Source organism: Aquamicrobium sp. YD-1-mutant5, from assembly GCF_059509755.1.
Map to the genome: position 1 here is coordinate 455,299 of NZ_JCAKKP010000001.1, position 20,777 is coordinate 476,075.

At 61.1% G+C, this 20,777-nt stretch carries 14 protein-coding genes; 3 read left to right on the forward strand and 11 right to left on the reverse strand.

Going from position 1 to position 20,777, the window contains the following annotated elements; translation table 11 throughout:
- Positions 1-254 precede the first annotated feature (254 nt).
- Together AC5XE7_RS02225 and AC5XE7_RS02230 are read right to left on the reverse strand one after the other, a co-directional pair.
- Positions 255-8,810, reverse strand: coding sequence for a glycoside hydrolase family 94 protein (locus AC5XE7_RS02225; protein WP_495364330.1), 8,556 nt, complete (start codon positions 8,808-8,810; stop codon positions 255-257).
- Between the two features lie 343 nt (positions 8,811-9,153).
- Positions 9,154-9,495, reverse strand: coding sequence for a RidA family protein (locus AC5XE7_RS02230; protein ID WP_495364329.1), 342 nt, complete (start codon positions 9,493-9,495; stop codon positions 9,154-9,156).
- 212 nt (positions 9,496-9,707) lie between these two features.
- Between AC5XE7_RS02230 and AC5XE7_RS02235 the strand changes: the two genes are divergently transcribed.
- Positions 9,708-10,046 carry a protein tyrosine phosphatase family protein gene (locus tag AC5XE7_RS02235; protein WP_495364328.1) on the forward strand — a complete coding sequence of 113 codons (339 nt, stop codon included), beginning with the start codon at positions 9,708-9,710 and terminating at the stop codon, positions 10,044-10,046.
- A 31-nt stretch (positions 10,047-10,077) separates the two neighbouring features.
- Here the strand turns inward: AC5XE7_RS02235 and AC5XE7_RS02240 are convergent, their stop codons facing one another.
- On the reverse strand, positions 10,078-10,548 hold the full coding sequence (locus AC5XE7_RS02240) for a DUF3828 domain-containing protein (RefSeq protein ID WP_495364327.1): 471 nt from the start codon (positions 10,546-10,548) through the stop codon (positions 10,078-10,080).
- A 171-nt stretch (positions 10,549-10,719) separates the two neighbouring features.
- Here AC5XE7_RS02240 and mutL point away from each other — a divergent pair, with 171 nt between their 5' ends.
- Together mutL and AC5XE7_RS02250 are read left to right on the forward strand one after the other, a co-directional pair.
- Positions 10,720-12,561 (forward strand): DNA mismatch repair endonuclease MutL, encoded by a 1,842-nt coding sequence (mutL, locus tag AC5XE7_RS02245; RefSeq protein ID WP_495364650.1) that lies wholly within the window; start codon positions 10,720-10,722, stop codon positions 12,559-12,561.
- 65 nt (positions 12,562-12,626) lie between these two features.
- Positions 12,627-12,863: a DUF2093 domain-containing protein gene (locus AC5XE7_RS02250; protein WP_183830088.1), complete on the forward strand. Its 237-nt coding sequence runs from the start codon at positions 12,627-12,629 to the stop codon at positions 12,861-12,863.
- 5 nt (positions 12,864-12,868) lie between these two features.
- Here the strand turns inward: AC5XE7_RS02250 and lpxK are convergent, their stop codons facing one another.
- From lpxK to AC5XE7_RS02290, 8 genes are all read right to left on the reverse strand, one after another.
- Positions 12,869-13,897, reverse strand: coding sequence for a tetraacyldisaccharide 4'-kinase (gene lpxK, locus AC5XE7_RS02255; RefSeq protein ID WP_495364325.1), 1,029 nt, complete (start codon positions 13,895-13,897; stop codon positions 12,869-12,871).
- A 3-nt stretch (positions 13,898-13,900) separates the two neighbouring features.
- Positions 13,901-15,217, reverse strand: a complete 1,317-nt coding sequence (gene waaA / locus AC5XE7_RS02260; RefSeq protein WP_495364324.1) for a lipid IV(A) 3-deoxy-D-manno-octulosonic acid transferase — start codon at positions 15,215-15,217, stop codon at positions 13,901-13,903.
- A complete protein-coding gene (locus AC5XE7_RS02265; RefSeq protein WP_495364323.1) occupies positions 15,214-16,002 on the reverse strand; it encodes a lysophospholipid acyltransferase family protein in 789 nt (262 codons plus the stop codon). The genes waaA and AC5XE7_RS02265 overlap by 4 nt, the downstream gene beginning before the upstream one ends.
- A gap of 2 nt (positions 16,003-16,004) precedes the next feature.
- On the reverse strand, positions 16,005-16,247 hold the full coding sequence (locus AC5XE7_RS02270) for a DUF4170 domain-containing protein (RefSeq protein WP_495364322.1): 243 nt from the start codon (positions 16,245-16,247) through the stop codon (positions 16,005-16,007).
- A gap of 73 nt (positions 16,248-16,320) precedes the next feature.
- The gene (locus AC5XE7_RS02275; RefSeq protein WP_495364321.1) at positions 16,321-17,148 is read right to left on the reverse strand and encodes a 3'(2'),5'-bisphosphate nucleotidase CysQ; all 828 of its coding nucleotides are present in this window, start codon (positions 17,146-17,148) and stop codon (positions 16,321-16,323) included.
- Entirely contained in the window at positions 17,135-18,478 is a 1,344-nt protein-coding gene (locus AC5XE7_RS02280) for a TldD/PmbA family protein (protein ID WP_495364320.1), read from the reverse strand. Before AC5XE7_RS02280 ends, AC5XE7_RS02275 begins: the two co-directional genes overlap by 14 nt.
- Before the next feature lie 109 nt (positions 18,479-18,587).
- Complete coding sequence (locus AC5XE7_RS02285; RefSeq protein ID WP_495364319.1) at positions 18,588-19,433, reverse strand: patatin-like phospholipase family protein; 846 nt, start codon at positions 19,431-19,433, stop codon at positions 18,588-18,590.
- Entirely contained in the window at positions 19,430-20,776 is a 1,347-nt protein-coding gene (locus AC5XE7_RS02290) for a M16 family metallopeptidase (RefSeq protein ID WP_495364318.1), read from the reverse strand. Before AC5XE7_RS02290 ends, AC5XE7_RS02285 begins: the two co-directional genes overlap by 4 nt.
- Position 20,777: the final 1 nt, after the last annotated feature.

The window sequence follows — 20,777 nt, forward strand, 5'->3', positions numbered from 1 at the left end:
CATTGTGCGATGCACCATTTCTGGAAACATATGAACCGATGTGAACCAGAACAATGTTCCCTTAACGCGGGAGTTCCCGTTTCGCGAACAAAACATAGCTACGAAACGAAATCTGGCGTGATCGACTAACGGTTTGAGATCAAACGTAAAATGTCCTTCTGAAGGCGAAATTGCGGCAATCCCGCAAGGAGACTGCCGCAATTTTAGCGGGAAAGCACATGTCACTGGCAGGACAGCGGGCAGGCCGCCCTTATTTAAGGCTTCTTACTGACGCCCACACGCGGCTGAGCACCATTAGCCGGCAAGGTTACGACAACTTCTGTCTGGCCTTGCGACAGCGGAAATGTGGTGCCGTCCAGCTTCCTGCCGTTTACCTCCAGCGAAATCGCTTTTGCAGCCCGGTTGCGCACGACCCGGATGGTCTGGGAGCCGCCGCCCAGAGCCAGTCTGGCCGTATAGCCGTCCCAGTGCGCGGGAATGCGCGGGGTGATCTCGATCGCGTCACCACGCCTGTTTATGCCGAGTATGGCTTCGACAGCCGCGCGGTAAAGCCATCCGGCAGAGCCCGTATACCATGTCCATCCGCCCCGGCCTGCCTTGTCGGCCGCATAGACATCGGCGGCCACGACATAAGGTTCGACCCGGTAATGTTCGGCAGAGGCCTCGTCCGTGGAATGGCTGACGGGATTGAGCATGGAGAAGCATTTATAGGCTTCCTCGACGCGCCCCATTTCGGCCAGCGCAATGACGAACCACGTCGCCGCATGGGTGTACTGGCCGCCATTCTCTCGGACGCCGGGCGGATAGCTCTTGATGTAACCGGGATCCTTGTCCCAGTTTGCGAAGGGCGGCGTGAACAGCTTGAGTATGCCGTGCTCCTCGTCGACCAGCATTTCTCCCGCGTTGTCCATGGCCGTACGGGAGCGGGCCGGATCGTCCTCGCCTGAAATCACGCTCCAGGACTGGGCAATGGAGTCGATCTTGCACTCCTGCGACTCGCGGGAGCCCAGCGGTGTTCCATCGTCAAATGTTCCGCGGCGATACCACTGGCCGTCCCAGCCACTGTTTTCGAGCGCGCGCTTGAGCACATCCGCATGGGCCTGCCACGCCTTTGTACGCTTTGCATCACCCTGTTCACTGGCGATCGGAATGAAATCGTTAAGCGTCCTGAGCAGGAACCAGCCGAGCCAGACGCTCTCGCCCCTTCCCTCGTCACCCACGCTGTTCATGCCGTCGTTCCAGTCACCGCCAAGGATAAGCGGCAAGCCCGAGGGACTGCTGCGCTTCACCGCAAGGTCCAGCGCGCGGGCACAATGCTCGTAAAGCGGGACAATTTCGGCGGAAGGCTCCGGAGTGAAGAAGGCATCGTGCTCGCCCTCCCCAAGCTGCGACCCCTGAAGGAAGGGCAGCATTTCGTGCAGAATGGCCCGATCGCCTGAAACCTCGATGTAGTAGGCGGCGGCATGGGCGAGCCACACAACGTCGTCCGATATCATGGTGCGAACGCCTGCACCCGTGCGCGGAAGCCACCAATGCTGCACGTCGCCCTCGGCAAACTGACGTCCGGCCGCATTCAGTATCTGCGCCCGGGCAAGACCGGGATCATGGGCCATCAGCGACAGCGTATCCTGCAACTGGTCGCGGAAGCCGAAAGCGCCACTTGCCTGATAGAACGCGGAGCGTGCGCGGATGCGGCAGGAAAGGCTCTGATAAGGGAGCCAGTGATTGACCATGAAATCGAGCGTCTTGTCGGGCGTCTCTACCTGAATGGTGTCCAGGAAATCACGCCATCCAGCCTCGGTTTGTGCAAGGCGGCCATCGAAATCGACGTTGCGGTGTCGCTCGATAAGTGCGGCTGCTTCCTGTGGGCTTTCAGCATCGCCAAGCAGCCACAGGAGCGTGACCTCGCCATCGGCGACGAGTTCGACATCGCGGGAGAGCGCCGCGCAGGGATCATCGCCTGCCTCGATACGGCCCGAAAGCGGGCTGCCGGCGAGCACGGCGACGGGCTTCTCGCTCGAACCTCCCCTGCCTATGAATTCGCCGCGATCGGCTGTGACCGAGTCCGGCCTTTGATCACCGGCAAGGAAGGCGACCCGCCCGCCAAAATCGAGATTGTACGGGTTGGTTGCGAGCATGGCGCCCGTCGCGGCGTCCTGCGAGGGAATGATGGTGCCGGCGGTTCTGGAACGATGAGTGCCGAGAACCCACTCGGCATAGGCATAGACACGCAGACGCGCCGTGCCGGCCCCCGTGTTGCGGATGCGCAGGCGCGATATCCGCACTGGATCTGCAGGGTCGACAACGTGGGTAAGCTCCATGTCGAACGCCCCACGTCTGGCGCGGAAGGTCGTAAAGCCCTGCCCGTGGCATGTCTCGTAAAGCACGCCCGGATCGCGCACCACCGCTGCCAATGGCGAAAATGAAGCGCCGCTGTCGAGGTCATGAACGTAGATGCCCTCACCCGGCCGGTTGGTGACCGGATCGTTCGACCATGGGGTGAGCTGATAATCGCGACTGTTGCGGCTCCAGCTGAAGGCCGCGCCTTCAGCGGAGGTGTGGAAGCCGAAAGCGTCGTTCGAGATCACGTTGATCCATGGCTGCGGCGTAACCGTACGCCCCGCCAGCCGCACCACATAGCGGCGGCCATCGCCCTCGAAACCGCCAAAACCGTTCCAGTTGGACAGCCCTTTGCCATCAGCCGTCTTCGGCTTGAGCGGGACGCTCGGCTCCGGTGCTGCCGTCGCCACCGCGCCGATGGCGACACCGCTGGCGGTTTCGCGTGCCTGAAGCGCTGTTATTTCCGCGCGTTCGATCTGGTCGCTGATCGTACCGTTGCGCGTATGCAGAACCACGCGCGCCGAGGCCAGCAGCGTGCGATAGGTCGGCTCGTCCATCAGATCGCGGCGCACCGCGAAAATATGCTGGCGCGGGCCAAGCTCGGAACCGCGAAGGCGGCTGTTTTCGCACAGATAGTCGATGGCCTGCTGCAGATCCTGCACATAGGATGAGGACTGCTCGTTGACGATGACCAGATCGGCGGTCAGTCCGCGTGCGCGCATATATTCCTGATAGCGCAGGCCCTGCGCCACGATCTCCAGATCGGCAAGATCGTCGATGCGGATGGCGAAGATCGGATAATCACCCGAAATGCTGGTCGGCCACAGGCTGGACTGCTTGCCGAGACCTGCCGAAATCGCCTCCGACGGTAAGCGCATATTGGCGTCGGGATAGATCAGATAACGCGCCAGGCTTTGCCCGATAGCGGCTTCGGCGAGGCTGAGGCCGAGATGGCGGGTCTGCACCTGCGACCGGGTCCACGACAACATGGCCTGACGGGCGAAGCTTTCGGGATGATCGAGGCGGTTGATGGCGTCGTCCAGCTCTTCCCGGTTGGCTCCCACGCAGGTCCAGAAGGTGAGCGACACCTTCTTGTTCGCCGGCACGCGCACTTTCCGGCGCAGCGCGGCGATGGGGTCTAGCGTGAAGCCGGCTTTGCCTTCCAGACGTGCCCCTGTATCCATCGCGGCAGGATCGGCGATGGTGCGCCCGCGCCCGATGAAGGCGCGCCTGTCGGTTTCGGCTTCCGTATCGCGGGCAAGGCCGGTCGGGTCGGTCACGAAATGCACGGCGACGATGTCAGCCTCGCGCTGATCGCGCTTGCGCCGCTTCGCGAAGATCGCGCCATTGTCGTCGGCGATCTCGGTTTCCACGAACATCTTGGAGAAAGCCGGATGCGCATTGTCCGAGACTTCGGGTGCCAGAACCAGTTCCGCAAACGATGTCACTTCGATGTAGCGATCGCTCGAACCGTCATTGTGAAGCGTGACGCGGCGGCCCTCGCCGTGGCCTTCGGAAATGACGATGCATTCCACTTCCGAGCGCAGCGACTGCACGACCTTGGCAAAAGTGGCCTTGTCGTCGGAGAAGTAAGTCTGTGACACCTCGCCGGGCGCCTGCTTCGGCTCCGCCGTGGCGGACCACCAGTCTCCCGTATCGACGTCGCGCAGGAAGATGTAGGAACCCATGCGGTCTTCCACCGGATCCGGCTGCCATCGCGTGACCGCCAGATCGCCCCAGCGGCTGTAGCCGGAGCCAGTCGCCGTCACCATCATGGAATAGCGCCCGTTTGACATCAGGCTGGTCGCGCGCAGCGCGTTGGCGGGGTCTGGTACGATGCGGGTGTCGAGGCTCTGGACTTCCTGCTCGTCGAGCAGCGGCCGTTCCTCCGCCTCTGTGCGGACCGTATCGGCCGGAATTTCGCGCGGTGCCTTTTCCTGAAGCAGAAGCTCGGCCGATTCGATCACTGGGTCGGAGTGGAACCGGTCCCGCAGGCGACCCTCGAACACGACGTTCGCCACGGCGGCAATGGTCATGCCGGAATGGTGCGCATAGTAGTTCAGCACCACGGCATGGTTGGCGCCTTCAGGCACACGCTGCGGCGTGAAGTCCACGGCGTCATGATAGCCATAACGCCCCAGCGCACCGATGCTTCTCAGGCGCTTCAAATTCTCAACCGCTTCGCGCGGCATGAACTGGGCGGCGAGAATGGTCGCATAAGGGGCGATGACGAGATTCTGCGCGAGGCCCCGCTTCAGGCCAAGGCCTGGCACGCCGAAATTGGTGTACTGGTAGGTGAGCTCACGGTCGCGCGCATTGTATGCCGCTTCCGAAATGCCCCACGGCACGTTTCTTGAGCGACCATACTGTATCTGGCGCTTGATGATCAGATTGCTGGTCTGGTTGAGCAGGCTGCCGTGCGGCTCCTTCATCACCAGCGGCGGCATCAGATACTCGAACATCGAGCCTGACCATGACATCAGGGCACCACGGAAGCCGATCTCGACAATCGGGCGGCCGAGCTTGAACCAGTGCTCAGTCGGCAGATCGCCCTTGGCGATGCCGAACAGGGAGGTCATGCGCGCTTCGGAGGCCAGAAGATCATAGCAGCTCTCGTCCAGCTGATGCTCATCGACGCGATAGCCAATGGAGAGCAGCTTGCGCTCGTTACGCATCAGGAACGAGAAATCCATTTCGAACGCGTAACGGCGCGCCCTTTCCCGCAACTTGAGCAGACGGGTCCGCAATTCCTCGACCGTGCGATCGTCGGCATGGGAATCGTGGACATGCGCTTCGCAGGTGGCTTCGAGCCTTGCCGCCCAGTCGACCAGGATTTCGGAACGGGCGGAGCCCACTTCGGTATGCATGGCGACCGCAAGCTTGCGGATTTCGCCCGACAGCACCGACAGGTTGATGGTGCGGATGGACGCCATCTCGGGCTGTTCCTTGATGGTCAGAACAGCGCGGCGCATACCATCCAGCCGGTCGGCCAGACGCTGGCGCAGCGGCCGCAACTGGCGCCTGTCGTCGGGCAATTCGTCGAGGCTTTCATCGATGATCGCCACAACGTCGAGCACGCCTTCGAAATCGCCGTGCAAGTGAACCGAAGGCGCTTCCGCCCACTCGGCGCAGGCCGCGGCCACGGTTACGAGGTGGCCGGCGAGATTGCCGCTGTCCACGCTGGAAATGTAGAGCGGGTGCAGGGGGGCCAGCGTTCTGGTGTCATACCAGTTGAAGAGGTGTCCCCTCTCGCGCGGCATGATCTCGATGGTTGAAAGCGTGACTTCGATCCGCGAGACGGCATCCGCCATACTGATCCAGCCGAAATCCCGGGCTGAAACCACCGAAAGCAGATAGACGCCCACATTGGTCGGCGATGTGCGGGGCGCCACCACCGGTGCGGGGCTTTCCTGAAAATTGTCTGGCGGAAGATGATGGTGCTCTTCGGTGACGAAATTTTCGAAATAGTGCCAGGTCCGCCGCGCGGCGATCCGCAGTTCGTGCATGTCGCGCGGTGCGAGGCGAAGCCGGTCCTCGGTTTCGGCCGAGCGGCTGATCAGCCAGGCGAAAGCCGGCGAGCCAACCCAGAAAAGAGCAAAGAAGAATGCAACGAAAGCGCCGGTCGAATCGTTGAAAACGGGAATGGCAAGGCCGACGACGCCGATGATGACGGCCCCGTACATGGCCGAATAGTACGAGCCGAGATCGTTGGCTCCGCTCTTATGGGCCTGCGAGGCAGTTCGCCATTCGAGCAGGTTCTTTCGTGAAACGAAGAGCCTGTAGAGCGTGCGGATGATCGCGTCGCCCATCATCCATGCGGAATGGGCCATCAGCACCACGCGCAGCGCTACATTGGCCGTACCAAAAGCGATGTCCCGCGCCAGTGCGGAAAAATGGCCGCGCGGCGTGGTGTCCAGGCTCTTGGGGAAAAGACCGTTCACGATGTTGAAGGTAGGCGCCATGAACAGCGTCAGGATCAGCAGCGCCTGCCACTGGGCGGCTTGCGTGAAGGGTAGCAGCGTCCAGCCGGCAATGGCCGCCATGACCCAGAAGATGGGTGTCAGCGTGCGCCTGAGATTGTCCACCATCTTCCAGCGCGACAGCGCCGGCACGCCCGAAAGCGGATTGAGGATGAAGCGCAGAAGTTGCCAGTCGCCCCTCGCCCAGCGGTGCTGGCGCGAGGCGTCGACGGAATAACGGGTGGGATAATCCTCGACCAGTTCAACATCCGTGACCAGCGCGGAGCGCGCGAACGAGCCTTCGAGGAGGTCATGGCTGAGGATGGCGTTCTCGTCGAAGCGGTCCTTGAGCGCGGCTTCAAAAGCATCGATGTGATAGAGGCCCTTGCCGGTAAAAGTGCCGTCGCCGAAGACATCCTGATAGAGATCGGAAACCGCGAAGACGTAAGGGTCGAGCCCCCTGTCGGACGAGAACACACGTTGCAGGAATGACGCCTCCTCGCCGGTGGTGAGCGACGGTGTGATGCGCGGCTGCAGAATCGTGTAGCCGGCGCTCACCTTCTTGGTCGCCGCATCGAAATGCGGGCGGTTGAGCGGATGGGCAAGCTTGCCGATGAGCTTGGAAACCGCATCACGTGTCGTGCGGGTATCCGCGTCCAGCGTCATCACATAGACGACGCCTTCGGGAAGCGGTGCGTCCAGCGGCAGAAATGTCGTGTCGCCGTCGCCGCGCAGCAGCAGATTAAGCTCGTGCAGCTTGCCGCGCTTGCGCTCCCAGCCCATCCAGACACCCTGAGACGGGTTGTAGAGGCGGCGGCGGTGAAGGAGGTGGAAGCGGGGCGTGCCCTGCGAGGGGTAACGCTGGTTGAGGCGGTTGATCTCGGCTCTGGCGAAATCAAGGATTTCCGTGTCGGACTGGCTCAGCTCCCTGTCGCTGTCCGGCCAGTCGGATAAAAGCGCGAAATAGAGTTCATCGGAAACATTGGCGAGATGATGCACCTCGATGTTGCGGATGTTTTCTTCCACATCATCGCGCGAGCCAATCAGTGAAGGTACGACGACAAGCGTGCGCGATGCGGCAGGTATTTCTTCCTTGTAGTCATAGCCGATCAGCCGCGTAGGCTTCAGGAACAGCAGCACTACCGTGTTGAAGAACCCGAGAGCGCCTTCGCTCGCTGGTACAGCGAACAGGATCAGCATGATCGCGAGCGCCCAGCCGGACAGACCAAGGGCGGCGAGCGCATTGCCACTCATGTAAAGCAATAAGGCGGTGAGGGCGAAGACGGGAACCGCTATGCCGGGCCAGCCCGCCTTGCGGAAGGAACGCTTCAGCGACAGGCCGAATGAGGGACGAAAACCAATCTCCCGCTCCAGCACCTCGCGGCGCGGCCCAACCAGATAAAAACCCACATCTGCTGTTTCGCCGGCCGATTTTTCCGCCAGTGCCACTGCGGTCTCGGCAACGTCATATTCCGACCGGCCCGAGCGACGGGCCAGTTCCTCGATGGCCGTCCGGTACTGGTCGCGTGAGGCAAAATCGAGCGCTGCGTAATCGCCACGCTGGCGAAGCAGTTCGTCAATGCGGCTGACTTCCTCGAACCACACCGTCCAGTCGACATCATTGATAAGGCGCAGGCCCCTGATGATGTTGCCGGTAGTGACATTACCGGCCGACAGCGTCTGATGCTCGGCCATGATGATCTGTTCGGCGTCGGAGCCGGATTTCTCAAGCTCTCCTTCAAGCCACAGAAGCGCCCTGCCCGCATTCTGCGATCCGTCGCGGAGGCGATACAGAAGCTGGGTGGCGAAGGTCGTGTCGCGGGCATAGACGCCGTAACGGTCAATGGTCTGCTCACGCTCGCTGCCATCGGCAGAGGCGAGAGCCGTATCGGCAACCTCGTTCGCCACCAGACGCATCTTCCTTGCGCGCTCCACGCGCACCGCAAGACGTCTGAGGTTTTCGATGAGCACGAAACGAAGCAGCGAAGGCAGCGCCCATATCTCGCCGATCTTCATCGGCTCGACAGCCTGAAAGCCCTCCACGATTGCCTTGAATGTCTGGGCGGAAACAGAACTGTCGGAATGCGCCACATAGGCCCAGGCGATCGCCAGCGCGCGCGGCACGGTTGTCCCGTCTTTTAGCGGCAGCGTGGGAAGCTGCTGATAAAAGCGGCGCGGCAGGTCGCGCTTGATCTGATAGATCGTTTCTTCGACCAGATAGTTGTTATCGAGCAGCCACTGGGCTGCTGGCGTGATCGTCTCGCCTTTCGCCTGAGCGGCATTGGTTGAACGGTACACTTCCAGAATTTTGGCCGCACTTTCGCGAATGCGGTTCTGGAAGTCGAAAGCGCCGAGCCCCGCAAGACTGTGCGTATCGCCCTCGGCCATCTGCCGTCCGAGCAGCCTGAGCCTGTCTTCCTGATAAAATTGCGACCTTATCGGTTCCTCCGCAGCCGAAGGAATGGATGCTGGCTCGATTGTCAGTTTATCCGGGCTGGTCTGAATATTCATAAAAAATCCGCAAGGCCAAAAAGAACCGTGGCTCGATCATGAGCAGTTCAATTGTAAACCGTTTTAAATGCAAATGGTTGCATCCGGCAGCAAATCCGGTTTTCCGAAGATCGTACCGCAGCACACACGAGCCAGCCTCCCCCCAATTCCGGTTGCAGTGACCGGAGCGAAAGGAGAGAAATCAGGCTTTTTCGTGTTTTGCGAGCAATGGGGCGGTGCTGGCGACGCAGCTCCAATAAAGCTTTGCGACAGACCTTAACAAAGCTGCCGAATGGCGTGATGCGGATGCATCCGGTATCGCTGCGCGCCCTCTCTGCAGGTGGCGCGCAAGCGACGTGTCACGTCAGATCGCGGCGGTAACGATCATTTCGACCTTGTACTGGGGCGTGGCAAGTTTTGCCTCGCCGGTGGCGCGGGCAGGCGTGTGGCCCTGCGGAACCCACTCGTCCCAGACCTTGTTCATCTCGCTAAATGTCGACATGTCCGACAGCCAGATGATGGTCTGGAGGATCTTCGTCTTGTCCGAGCCCACCTCGGCGAGCAGCTTGTCGACCGTGGCCAGAATATCGCGCGTCTGCGCCTCAACGGTCTCGCCTTCGCCTACCTGACCGGCGAGATAAACCGTGTTGCCGTGCACGACGATGTCGCTCATGCGCGGACCCACTCCAATTCGACGAATGCTCATTCTGTCTCCATTCCTGAAATTCTGACCGCCCATTATGGGCGGTAACTGTGTAGATAGCACATCAGATCCGGGCAAGCCTGAGAAATGCCGGAAGCCGTCGGTTGCGTAAAAAGCTGGCCGAAGGGTGGTCCATATCTTGTCCGCGAACTTCAGCTTTGGCATGAAGGTCCGGACGCCGCAGATCCCGCGGCATATTCTGCACAGAGGTAGCCATGGAAATCCGCCAGATCAGCGAAGACTATTCGGTAACCGGCCAGATTGCGCCAGAAGATATAAAACAGATCAGTGACGCCGGCTTCAAAAGCGTGATCTGCAACCGGCCCGATGGCGAGCAGCCCGACCAGCCGGGCAATGACGCCGTGCGCAACGCCGTTGAAGCGGCAGGACTGACTTTCCGCTACATTCCCGTCATCAGCGGCCAGATGACTGCGGAAAATGTCGCGGAACAGGCCAGTGCTCTGGCGGAACTGCCCTCCCCGGTTCTTGCCTACTGCCGTTCCGGAACCCGCTGCACCAATCTCTTCATTGCCATTCAGCAATCAAAGGGCTGAGTTTCGCCCAGTCCCGTTTCCCGCTGGATGGCTATTCAGCGGGAGCGGCAAAGCATTCCAGTTCGCTTAGCCGCCAGCCGTTGGTCTTTGATGCAATGTCGGAGATTTTCCAGCTTCCGCCGACCTTCTGCAAGGTCCAGACCATCTCGCGCGAACCGTCTTCTTCATCGGCAAACAGCCTGAAGGTGGCCGTCACTTCGGCGCGATCGCCGCTGACGCTTTCCGACAGTTTCAGGGTGCGGGCAAGTTCCTCATCATCGAAATCCTGCGCATCCAGCGCGGGATCGGAATCAATGCAGGGAACGCCGTCTTCGCTGTCCAGCGCCGCGTCATTCTGGTCAAACAATGTCTTGACGGGCTCGATGAACCTGTCGCGATAGTCGGTATCTCCGACAAAACGGCCCTGCGTGTAGAAGAATTTCACGGCATCGGAAGCCGGCCCTGCCATCGCGACGGAGGGAACGAGAGCAGTAAGTGCAGCGGCAAGCAAAGGCAGTTTCATTGCGATCCTCCAGCGATGAACGGTCCCGTCAATATCACGCATTTATCCGCTCGTCGTGGGGTCGGGCAATGAATTCAGAGATTATCCGCATTGGCATTCGCACCGATTTGGCTGGGGGTGGAAGGGCTGGATCGCTTTCGCTGCAGGGAAGAATCCGGCTATCATGCGGGCATGCGCATTCATCAGCTCCCCGAAACCATGATCAACCAGATCGCTGCCGGCGAGGTGATCGAACGCCCTGCCTCGGTGGTCAAGGAACTCGTTGAAAACGCACTCGACGCGGGTGCTGCCCGTATCGAGATCGTCACCGGTGGCGGCGGGCTCAACCTGATCCGCGTCACCGATGACGGATCGGGCATGAGCGAGCAGGAACTGCCTCTGGCCATCGGCCGCCACTGCACCTCCAAGCTTGCCGACGACATCCATGACATCCGCTCGCTGGGCTTCCGGGGCGAGGCGCTGCCCTCCATCGGATCGGTGGCCCGGCTTTCGATCCGCTCGCGGGCACAAGACAGCGAAAGCGGCGCGGAAATCGCAGTCGAAGGCGGCCGCATCGCTCCGGTGCGCCCGGCCCCGGCCAATCGCGGCACCACGGTGGAAGTACGGGACCTGTTCTTCGCCACCCCTGCCCGGCTCAAATTCATGAAGACCGAGCGCGCGGAAAGTTCCGCGACGAGCGACATCATCCGGCGCATTTCCATTGCCTTTCCTGCCGTGCGCTTCACACTGGCAGGCGCTGACCGCTCGACGCTCGACCTGCCGGCCACCGGCGATACGCTAGAGGGCCGGCTGGAGCGTATCGCGCAGGTGATGGGGCGTGAGTTCGCAGAGAACGCCATTCCCATCGATGCCATGCGCGAGGGCGTGCATCTTCAGGGCTATGTTTCCATACCCTCCTACAGCCGGGCCAACGCGCTCCAGCAATATGCCTATGTGAACGGGCGCCCGATCCGCGACAAGCTGTTTGCAGGTGCGATACGCGGTGCCTATGCCGATGTTCTGCCACGCGACCGACACGCCGTGACCGTGCTTTTCCTCAGCGTCGATCCCGCCACAGTGGACGTTAATGTTCATCCCGCGAAGGCCGATGTGCGCTTCCGCGATCCCGGCCTCGTGCGTGGCCTGATCGTGGGATCGATCCGTCAGGCGCTGGCGGAAGCAGGTGTTCGGGCGGCGACAACGGGAGCCGCCGGCATGATGGCGGCCTTTCGTTCCGGCCCCGCACCCTCGACCGGAGCCGGCCCGGCTTTCTCCTTTGGCGGACAGGCGCCCACGCACAGGGCGGCGAATTTCGATCTGCGGGGCTCTCCTCATCGTCCGCTCGATTCCAACAGCCGGTTTTCCGAGAGCGATCAGGCGAGCTTTACGCCGATGACGGCAGCGAGTGCCGATGCGCGCGCAGGCCTTGCCGAGGCAGATGAAGCGCTGGAAGCAACCGCTCTGGGCGCGGCGCGGGCGCAGGTTCACGAAAATTACATCGTCGCCCAGACGCAGGATTCGCTGATCATCGTGGACCAGCACGCAGCGCATGAGCGGCTGGTCTATGAAGCGCTGAAAAATGCGCTGCATTCGCGGGCAGTGCCCTCCCAGATGCTGCTTTTGCCGGAGATCGTCGATCTGCCGCAGGACGACGCAGAGCGGCTCGCTGTCCATGCCCCAACTCTGGAGCGCTTCGGGCTGAGGCTGGAGCGCTTTGGCCCCGGCGCGGTTGCGGTACGGGAAACCCCTTCCATGCTGGGTGAAGTCGACGTGCAGCAACTGGTCCGTGATCTGGCGGATGAAATCGCCGATCACGACACCACCGAAACACTCACGGAGCGGCTTCATCACATCGCAGCGACCATGGCCTGCCACGGCTCGGTGCGCTCCGGGCGCCGGCTCAAACCCGAGGAAATGAACGCCCTGTTGCGGCAGATGGAAGCCACGCCCGGTTCCGGCACCTGCAATCATGGCCGGCCGACCTATATCGAACTGAAGCTTGCCGATATCGAGCGGTTGTTCGGCCGGCGATAAAGAGCGCGAACTTGACCTTGCCACTTTTTGCGGCGATGAAAGATCAATTCAACTGGCAGATTTCCATGATGAACCGTTTTGAAGGGCCCGGCAGCCGCGAGGCCCGCATCCGCTATCTGGATGGCGACTTTCAGGTCACCAGCCCCGGCTCGTTCGTTCGCTGCGCTGTCACCGGCGAAAACATCACGCTCGACGAGCTGAGATACTGGAGCGTCGAGCGGCAGGAACCTTATGTGAGCGCAAAAGTGTCTTTCGAGCGCGAACTTGAGATGAACCCGCAACTGCGCGATCGCTCAAAGTAACACCGCTATCCGGCAAGTCGCCGTAATTTCCAGGCTTCCACCGTTTCGTTGATGATGCGAACCGGCGTATGCGGCTGGTCGAACACCGTGGCGACCTCCAGGACATTCAGCTTGTCCAGAAATTCCGGCCCCACCGCGCCATGGCGGAGCCGCACCGCATCCTTCGCCGTTGTGATCAGCTCAAGACCTTCGGCCTTCGCCGAGGACAACAGCCCGGCCAGTTCATCGGCATCATAGAAATGGTGATCGGGAAACGGGCGGGCCTGCACGACCGTCGCCCCTGCCCTCATTACCGTGTCGAAGAATTTTTCCGGGTGACCGATGCCTGCGAAGGCGAGAAAGCGGCGTCCCGCGAACCGTTCGCCATCGAGCGGCTGCAAGCCGGCATCGAAAACCGGCTTTCCGGCTCGTGCCACCTGACGCACAACGCCATCAGCGGCGCTGCCATCGCCCATTCGCAACAGGGCATCCGTATAGACGAGCTGATCGACAACCTTTGCCCGCAGCGGTCCGGCGGGAATGACCTTGCCATTGCCCAATCCGCGACGGGAATCGACCACCAATAGCGCATAATCGATGTGGATGCGGGCGCTCTGGAAACCATCATCCATGATGAGGAAGTTGCAGCCCTCCTGCTCCAGCAGAAGATGGGCGCCGGCGGCGCGGTTAGCGGTTACTGCAACAGGTGCATGCGCGGCCAGAAGCAATGGTTCGTCGCCCACATGCTTCGCCGCGTCGTGATGGGGGTCGACCACATGCGGGGTTGAAAATCCGCCGCCATGCCCGCGCGACAGAATGCCGGGCGCAAAGCCCATGGCGCGGGCCTGTTCGGCGAAAGCGATCGCGACAGGGGTCTTGCCGGTGCCGCCGACAGTGAAATTGCCGATGCACAGCACAGGTGCAGGCATTTTTTCGCGGCGTGCATTGCGCAGCTTGCGGCCTGCAACGAAGCTATAGGTAGCAGCCAGCGGCGAAAGCGCCACAGCGCGCCAGTCCGGTTTTTCCCACCAGAAAGGCGGTGCTTCGCTGGCCATGTGTCAGCCCTTGCCTGCCCGGTGCAATCTCGACTGCACGATCAGAGGATGAATGAACGGCTCCAGTGCCTTCATCGTGGCGGCCAGTGCCCCACGCATGTTCTGCACTGTCGTCGCTGCGGCAACCATCATGCCCTGTCTGGCATCCGGATTTGCCAGCAGATAATTGACGGCCCCTGCAAGCATGTTGCGATCACGCACGAGCTTGGCACCGCCGGCATCGATCAGATTCTTGTAGGCTTCGCGGAAGTTCTGGACGTCGCGTCCCGCCAGTATCGCCGTGTCCAGCATCGCCGGCTCCAGCGGGTTTTGCCCTCCTGTGGAAGACAGCGAACGGCCGACGAAGGCAATTTCCGTCAGCCGAAGATAAAGCCCCATCTCGCCGATCGTGTCGCCCAGCAGAATATCGGTATCGGCCGCGACGGGCTCGCCGGAACTGCGCCGCACCAGCCGCAGGCCCATGGCGCCGATCTCCTGCGCCAGCTCATCGGCTCTGGCCGGATGACGCGGCACCACGATCGTCAGCAGGCCAGGATGGCGCTTGCGCAGCGCGGCATGAATTTCGGCCGCCATCTTTTCCTCGCCGTCATGGGTGGAAACCGCGGCCCAGGTCGGCCGCGCACCAATCTGGCGCTGGAGAACCAGCAGTGCTTTTTCATCGACCGGCGGCGGCGGCGTATCCACCTTGAGGTTGCCCGACACGCTCACCGGACGTGCGCCCAGCGTGCGGAAGCGTTCGCCGTCGATCTCGGACTGCGCCACCACATGCGAAAAATTCTCGAACAGAGCCTCGGCAAGACTTGCACGCTTGGTCCATGATGCGAACGACTTGTCCGACATGCGTCCGTTGACCAGCACCTGCGGAATGTTGCGCGCACCGAGTTCGAGTATGGTCATGGGCCAGATCTCGGATTCCGCAATGATCGCGAGGTCAGGGTGCCAGTGATTGAGGAAGCGGCTGACGGCCGGCTTGATATCCAGAGGCACATACTGGTGAATGACGCTGTCACCCAGCCTTTCGCGCACAACTTTGGCGGATGTTACTGTGCCTGTCGTCAGCACGATATTGACGCCATAGCTCAGGATCGTCTGCACGAGCGGCACGATGGCGATGGTTTCGCCGACGCTGGCGGCATGGAACCAGATCAGGGGACCATCCGGGCGCTGCTGTCCTGCAATGCCATAGCGCTCTTTTGAGCGGCCCTTGTCTTCCTTGCCATTCGAGGCACGCCAGGCAACATAAGGTCCCATCAGGGGAAACGCGGCAGCACCCGCATATCGGTAGAGCGTCAACAGGGTTCGGGCCGCACGTTCGCTCATTGCGCTGTATCCACCAGGGCGTAGGCTTTTGCCGTAGCTTCGTTGAGCGATGCCGTCAGTTCCTGACGCTTGCGTTCCATTTCAGCATCATCCGCATCCTTGGTAACGAAGACAGGCGTGCCGATCACGAAGGACGATCTTCCAAAAGGCAGATTGATGGTGGTCTTGTCCCAGCTTTTTTCCAGCACCTTGCGGCGGCTGGTGGTCATGGCGGCCGGCAGGATCGGGCGCCCGGAAAGACGCGCCAGCAAAATGACACCCAGCCCTGCGTCGCGCGGGGTGCCGTGTGGAATGTCTGCAATCATGGCCACATTCTTGCCAGCTACCAGCGACTTTTTGAGGGCAATAAGAGCCTTGGCGCCGCCCTTGTCGAGATGGCGGGTGTTGTCGCGGCCGCCTGAGCCGCGAACGGCTTCGATCCCGAATTTTTCGACCACAAGCGCATTCAGCTCGGCGTCGGCACTGCGTGACACCATGGCGACCAGCGGGCGTCCTTTCGGATAGAAAACCGGCGCCATCAGGTGCTGGCCATGCCACAATGCGATAATTCCCGGCTGCAGATGCTCATATTCGCCATCGGCAACGACGGTAGAGCCGCGGGTCAAAGGATTGGTCAGCCTGACCAGACGCAGAAACCAGGAAAGGAGACTGGTCAGCACAGCCTTGGTAAAGCGCGACCGTGCGAGCGGCTGACGAATGCGACGCCACAGCCGCTTCAACGCCGTCTGGCGCTTTCCAGGCACAGCAGGCGCTTGCGCCTCAGCCGGTGCGGCGTCCTGCTCCATGCTCAGGCGTCGGCCTTGTTATCGGGATCGAGCAGCCTGTGCAGATGCACCACGAAATAACGCATGTGTGCGTTGTCCACGCTCGCCTGCGCCTTGGATTTCCATGCTGCCTGAGCAGCCTGATAATTTGGGTAAACTCCCACAATATCCAACGCATTGAGGTCACGGAATTCATTGCTTCCGAGTTCCTTCAGTTCGCCGCCGAACACCAGATGCAGAAGCTGCCTGTCATCACCGCTGCTCATATCCGTCCTCTTACTGAAAAACACCGCGCCCGGTCTAATCCAAACCGGCCGACAATTAAACCTTTAGCGATGCCTAAACCGGGAAATGTGGTGCGCGACCTTCCGGTTTGGCGATCACGGCATAAAGCTCGTCAAGAAGCTCGTTGCTGCCAGCGACCAGCGCGCCATGCCGGATCATCTCATCGGCGAATCGTGGCGGCAATCCATCTTCGGCAATAAGCTTGCCGCCAGCCTCTTCAAGAATGAGCGCGGCCGCGGCGAGGTCCCAGTCATGAGAGTCGGGTTTGACGAAGCTGGCATCGATGCGGCCGGCGGCAATCATGGCGATACGGTAGGCCAGAGACGGCACATAGCCGACCTTGCTGGCGCGCGCGATCAGATCCTTCGGAAGCTCATCGATCATGTCTTTGGGACCGGCTATTTCCGGCGATGAGCCAGCCGTCCTGACGGCAATGCGCTTGCCGTCAAGGAAAGCGCCGCCGCTGGTTGTGGCGGAAAAGATTTCACCCTTGGCGGGACAGTCGAGCACGCCTGCCAGCGACCGGCCCTCTTCAACCACCGCGATGCTGACGCACCATGTCGGATTTCCGGCGATGAAGGCGCGGGTGCCGTCGATGGGATCCACCACGAAAGTGCGCGGAGCATCCAGCCGCTTCAGATCATCGGCGGTTTCCTCCGAAAGCCAGCCATATCCCGGCCGCGCATTCAGAAGCGTCTCACGCAGGTATCTGTCGGCGGCGTAATCAGCCTCGCTGACCGGTGAAGACCCTTCCTTGATCCAGACCTGTGGGTCCTTACCGAAATAGCCCATGGCAATCTCACCGGCTTCCCGTGCCGCTTCCAGAAGCAGCGTCAGATCCTCCTGGGGGTCTGGAAGGTCGCGTTTGTCAGCTTCCGGCAAGGGTCATCCCTTCGATCAGCAATGTCGGCGCGGCCGTCCCGAAATTGCGGTCCAGATCGCTGGCCGGAACCATGTTCATGAACATGTCTTTCAGGTTGGAAGCGATCGTCACCTCGGAAACGGGATAAGCCAGTTCGCCGTTCTCGATCCAGAAACCGGAGGCGCCGCGGCTGTATTCGCCGGTCACCATATTCACGCCCTGCCCAAACACTTCCGTGACATAAAATCCGGATTTCAGGCTGGCGATCAAATCCTGCGGCGACGCCGCCCCTGCTTCGATCGCGAAATTGCTGGACGAGGGAGAGACCGAAGAGCCGCTGCGGGAACCCCGCCCGTTGGTGGTGAGGCCGAGCTCCGCTGCAGTGGAGAGCGAAAGCAGCCAATGGTTGAGAACGCCGTTGTCCACCATCACCAGCTTCTCGCCACACACGCCCTCGCCGTCGAAAGGACGGGAGGACTGGCCCCGCCGGCGCAGGGGATCATCGGTCACGGTGATCGCGGCATTGGCAATCTTTTGCCCCATCATGTCACGCAGAAAGCTGGTCTTTCGGGCAACCGCAGCCCCGTTGATCGCCCCGGCCAGATGACCGGCGATGCCGCGCGCCACGCGCGGGTCAAAGATCACATTCACCGTGCCGGTGGTGGCCTTGCGTGCGCCCAGTCGCCGGACTGCGCGTTCCCCGGCCTTGCGGCCGATATCTTGCGGAGACTCCAGATCCTCAAAATGCTGACGGGAAGAGAATTCATAGTCCCGCTCCATGCCGGTGCCCTCCCCGGCGATCACGCTTGTGGAGCGGGAGAAGCGGGTTACGGCATAGTGGCCGACAAAGCCGTTGGAGGCGGCCAGAACCAGCCCGCCCATGCCCGCACCGGCGCTGCTGCCGGAGGAGTTGCTCACCCCGCTGACGGCAAGTGCCGCTGCTTCCGCAGCCAGAGCATCCTCCTTCAGCCGGTCGGGAGAAATCTCGGTCGCATCGAACAGGTCGAGATCGGCAGGGTGGCGAACCAGAAGTGCGGGATCGGCAAGACCCTGATAAGGGTCCTCCGGCGAAACCTTCGCCATGGATACGGCTCTTTCAGCCAACGTGGCGGGATCCGATTCGGCAGTTGCAGAAACGCTTGCGACGCGCTTGCCGACGAAGACGCGCAGCGACACATCCTCGCTTTCCGATGCGCCGGTTTCCTCGACTTTGCCAAGCCGCACCGAAACGCCCGTCGACCTGCTCAGAATGGCGACCGCATCGGCTGCATCCGCACCGGCCTTTCTGGCCGCTTCCACCAGCGCCGAAACACGGTCTGTCAGCTTCGCGGCGTCGATCTTGTCAGTCATATCGAGATGATCCCATGAAGGGTGAGATGGCGACTTTCGAGCTTCCATCTATTGTCGGCACCGTGCTTTCGCAATGGCGAAGGCAGTTCGGCCGGCTTTTTCATGGGCATCAATGCTTTTTGGGCTCGTAACGCGCCTTCAGGGCCTCGTCGATCCTGCGCTTGGTCTCTTCCTTGATGGAAGCCGTTTCCTTCATCACCGCATCGAATTTGAGGAAATCGAGCACACGGAACCTGGAAACCGGCGGGCATATGATAACGTCGGGACGCACCTGCGTCAGCTTGTTGTCGATGATCGACTGCATCAGCAATTGCGTCGCACCGAACATCAGGTCGACCGAGGTCGGGCGTCGCGATCCGTTTTCGACCGGCACGCCAATGACGTCGACAGCCACGACGATGTCCGCTTCATGACTGATCAGATCGAACGGGATGGGGTTGTAGATGCCACCGTCGATCAGCAACCGCCCGTCGCGGATGACCGGCCTGAACAGAGCGGGTATGGCTGCGGATGCAGCGATCGCCGACAGAAGATCGCCATCCTCCAGCACCGCCAGGCTATGACCGTAATAATCGGTAGCTGTGATTTTCAGCGGAATCTGCAATCCGCCAAAGTTATCGGGGATAGATGCCGGCAGAAATGCCTTCAGGATCCGCTCGATGTTGAACTGGCTGACATGCAGCCCGCCCTTCATGAGCTCGGCAAGGCTGCCAGGGCGTGACTGCCATATGCGGCTGGCCACTTCCGAGCGTTTCGACAGGATGGAGCGGCAATAGTCGCGGATTTCCTTTCCGGTCATGCCGGAAGCCATGGCAGCGCCGATGATCGCCCCTATGGACGATCCGGCGATAGAAACCGGTCTGATCCCCAGTTCATCGAAGGCCTCGACGATATGGATGTGGGCCAGGCCTCTGGCACCGCCACCGCCAAATGCGATGCCGAAGGTGGGGCTCATTCAGCCTGTACTTTCTCGACATCCGGCCCCACCACCATGACAGCTGGTTCGCCCGAAAGCAGTTTGGCCGCAACCTTTTTGACATCGGCAACGGTGACCGCTTCCAGAAGGGCCGATCGGCGTTCGATGTAATCCCTGCCAAGTCCGGTCACCTGCAGTTCCACCAGAGTGGAGGCGATCGCCCCGGAAGAATTGAGATTGTTGATCGCATAGGCGCCAATCAGATATTTGCGGGCGGCCTCAAGTTCAGCCTCCGTCGGTCCCTCCTGCGCCATCTGCCGGATCACGCTGCGGATGACTTCCACGGTTTCAGCGGCGCGGTCCGATCTCGTCGCCGTGCTGATGCCCAGCGTTTCCGAATAGCGACGATTTGAAAGCATGGAGCCGACCGAATAAGCCAGCCCACGCTTCTCGCGTACTTCCTTGAACAGGCGCGACGTGAATGTTCCGCCGCCCAGGATTTCGTTCATCAGAACGGCAGCGAAGAAGTCTGGCTCGGTGCGTTCAAGCCCCGGAAAAGCCATCTGGATCGATGTCTGGGGAAGATCGTAGGCGACCTTCAGTTGCTGGTCGAGTTTGGGCTGGACACGCGCGACCGGAACGGACTTCTGCTTTTCCGGCAAATTGCCGAACAGCTGGTCGAGATCGCGCTTCAGGGTTTCGGCGTCGATTGCTCCAACAACCGCGACATACAAGCCATCACGGGCGAACTGGCTGTCGTGAAAGGCATGCAGATCATCGGTCGACAGGCCCGCAAGGCTTTCCTTCGTGCCTTCGTCCGGGCGGGCGTATGGGTGCTCGCCATAGACGGCACGCGCCCATTGCTTTCTGGCCTGATCGTTCGGGTCACGCTCGGCAGCATCGATGCCTGTCAGCAACTGGCTACGGATGCGGTCGACAGGACCCTGGTCGAAACGCGGCTTCTCGATGGCCAGACGCAGCAGATCGAAAGCCGCATCCTTGTCCTCGGCCAGAACGCGAACGGTGCCATAAATGCCGTCGCGGGTGCTCGAAAAGCGCATTTCAGCACCGACGTCATCGAGCTTTTCCTGAAAAGCATTGCTGTCGAGATCGCCGGCGCCCTCATCGAACAAACCGCTCATCAGGTTGGCGAGGCCTTCCTTGCCGACAGGATCCTGACTGCTGCCGCCCTGAAAGACGAAGCGCGTGGTGACGATCGGGACGGTGTAGTCTTCCACCAGCCAGGCAGTGACGCCTTTTTCCGAGCGGACTTCCTGAATCTTCACGTCCGCCTGTACGGGCAGCACGACAAGAGACAACAAGAACAATGTGCCAGCGACGAGCGCGCCGGCCTGCCTGAGAGAAATCGAAAGCTTTTGCATG